At 66.4% G+C, this 2,709-nt stretch carries 4 protein-coding genes; all 4 read left to right on the top strand.

Annotated elements, in window-relative coordinates:
- Positions 1 to 1,318: MotA/TolQ/ExbB proton channel family protein (locus K675_RS31600; protein WP_017907005.1), on the top strand; the 1,318-nt coding region annotated here is incomplete at its 5' end.
- Between the two features lie 15 nt (positions 1,319 to 1,333).
- Positions 1,334 to 1,759 carry an ExbD/TolR family protein gene (locus tag K675_RS0129215; RefSeq protein ID WP_017907004.1) on the top strand — a complete coding sequence of 142 codons (426 nt, stop codon included), beginning with the start codon at positions 1,334 to 1,336 and terminating at the stop codon, positions 1,757 to 1,759.
- Positions 1,760 to 1,761: 2 nt separating this feature from the next.
- Positions 1,762 to 2,469, top strand: a complete 708-nt coding sequence (locus tag K675_RS0129210; protein ID WP_017907003.1) for an energy transducer TonB — start codon at positions 1,762 to 1,764, stop codon at positions 2,467 to 2,469.
- Positions 2,470 to 2,508: 39 nt separating this feature from the next.
- A partial coding sequence (locus K675_RS31595; protein WP_037007370.1) for a putative porin occupies positions 2,509 to 2,709 on the top strand: 201 nt, incomplete at its 3' end.

Genomic DNA, 2,709 nt, shown 5'->3' with positions numbered 1-2,709 from the left:
CGGCGGCGCCTTGCAGTTCAGCGGCCAGCCGCTGCTGCTGCCGGCCAGCCCTTCGCTGCAATACAACGCCGGCGGTGCCTTCACCCTGAGCGCCTGGGTCCGCCTGGACCAGGCTTCGGGCGATCAACTGCTGATGGCTCGCCGTGAAGGCGGCCATGCCTTCCTGCTGGGTGTCAGCCAGGGCACGCCGTTCGTCGAGGTCAACGGCCAGCGTGCGGTATCGACTCAACCGCTTAACCCTGGCCAGTGGCAGCACCTGGCGCTGACCGCCCAGGGCAGCAAGGTCTCGGTGTTCGTCAACGGTCGTGAAACCGCCAGCCTGGCCCAGGAAGTCGCGGCCTTCAATTCGCCGATGGCCATCGGCGGGGATCTGCCTGCCGTCGACCCGGCGGCCGCGCCGAGCGCCTTCGCCGCCTTCAACGGTGCCATCGATGAGTTGCGCCTGTCCAAGGTCGTGCGGCCTGCCGCGGTGTTGCTGGCCGATGCCACGGCCCAGGGCGCCGAGTCGAAGCTGGTCGCCTATGGCGCCGACGAGGAACAATCCGGTTTCGGCTTCGGCAGCCTGGGCTTCCTGCTCAAGTCGGTGCCGGCGGACGCCTGGGTGATCATCGCCATCCTGGTGCTGATGATGCTGCAGTCGTGGGTCATCATGATCCGCAAGAACCGCGCCCTGAGCCGCGTCAGCCGCGCCAACGAGGCCTTCCGCGAGCAGTTCGCCCAGGTCGGTACGCGCCTGGAGATGTTCGCCGACGACCAGGACCTGGCTCGCCGCCTGGAGCATTCCTCGCTGTGGCGCCTGTACCTGGTCGCGGTCAAGGAGATCCGCACCCGCCGCGCCCAGGGCGCCGATACCTCGTCGGTCTCCGCAGCCACCATCGAGGCCATCCGCTGCTCCATGGACGGTGTCCGTACCCGGGAAAACCAGCAACTGGGTTCGAAACTCTCGACCCTGTCCAACGCCATCGCCGGCGGCCCGTACATCGGCCTGCTCGGTACGGTGCTGGGGATCATGGTGGTGTTCCTCGGCACGGCCATGGCCGGCGACGTGAACATCAACGCCATCGCCCCAGGCATGGCTGCAGCCTTGCTCGCCACCGCCATGGGCCTGTTCGTCGCGATCCCGGCGCTGTTCGGCTACAACCGCCTGATTACCCGCAACAAGGAAGTCAGCGCCGACATGCGGGTGTTCGTCGACGAATTCATCACCCGCCTGGCGGAAATGTACGGCGAGGGCCAGGTCCACGACGCCGCTCGTGGTCGGGGTGGCCAGTCCGGGCAGCAGGCCGGCCAGCATGCCATCGACCTGTTGTCGGTCTAAGGGGAGGGAACTGCCATGGCTTCCGTAAACGCCTCCCATGACGACGATGAAGATGCAGCCGTCGACAGCATCAACATCACGCCCCTGGTGGACGTGCTGATGGTGGTGCTGGTGATGTTCATTCTCACCGCCACGGCCCAGGTTTCGGGGATCCAGATCCATTTGCCCAAGGCCAGTGCCTCGGTGTCGCTGTCCGAGGCCAAGACCAAGGCCATCTCGGTCAACGACGGTGGCCAGGTATTCCTCGACGCCTATCCGGTGACCCTGCCGGAGCTGGAGGAACGCCTGCGCATCGAGAAGGCGCAGAACCCGGACTTTCCGATCATCGTGCGCGGTGACGCCACGGTGCAGTACCAGAAAGTGATCGAAGTGCTCGACCTGCTGCGGCGCCTGGAGCTGTCGCAGGTCGGGCTGGTCACCGGCAAACCGAGCCAGGGCTGACCATGACCGCCAAATTACCGATCAGCCCCGCGCCCGTGAAGAAGTCGCCGCTGCGTCCGCTGAAGTGGGGCGCCGGGTTGCTGCTGGGGGCCGCCGCCGCGTGGTTCCTGTGGCAGTGGGCGCATGACATGAGTGGGGTCCGACGCGAGGCGCCGAAGGTGCCGATGATCATCCCGTTGCCGCCTCCGCCACCCCCGCCGCCGCCTGAGCCGGAAAAGCCCAAGGAACCGGATCCACCGGTGGAAGAGAAAGTGCCTGAGCCGACGCCCGAGCCCGAAGAGGTCAAGCCTCAGGAAGAGGCGCCGCCGTCGCCGGCGGACGACCTGGCCAACCCGATGCAGATCGACGGCGACGCCCAGGCCGGCAACGACGGGTTCAACGTCGGTGCGGGCAAGGGCAGTGGCATGGCCGGCTCCGGCGGGGGCGGGCTGGGGACGGGGACCTACAAGCAGTACCTGGCCGTGACCCTGCAACGCCTGCTGCGCGACGACCCGGACCTGCGCCGGCTGGCGTTCTCGGTACAGGTCGATTTCTGGCTCTCGGCGGACGGCGATGTACTCAAGGTGGCCATGGTCAAGGGGACCGGCGAGCCGAAGGTTGACGAGCGGATTATCGCGTCCCTGCAGAACGCACCGCGTTTCAAGGAGCGCACACCGGCTTCATTGACGTTGCCCATTCGCGTATCGCTCAAGGGCCGACGCCCGGACTGATCGAACACTTTCACGCTTTTCAACAGGAGTTGTGTGCAAATGATTTCCAACGTGAATCGATTGACCCTGGCGGTCGGCATGGTCATCGCGACCCTGGTCGGCCAGGCGGTGGCGGCACAGCCCGCCGCGCCTTCGGAGAACGCCACGATCAATCTGATCCGCCTGCTGGTGCAGCAGGGCGTGCTCAAGCAGGAACAGGCCGATGGCTTGATCGCCCAGGCCGAAAAGGAAGCGGTACAG

It is taken from the genome of Pseudomonas fuscovaginae SE-1, assembly GCF_000364705.1.
GTDB lineage: Bacteria > Pseudomonadota > Gammaproteobacteria > Pseudomonadales > Pseudomonadaceae > Aquipseudomonas > Aquipseudomonas fuscovaginae_A.
Note: the sequence above shows the minus strand (reverse complement) of the source record. Positions and strands in the feature narration are given on the sequence as shown.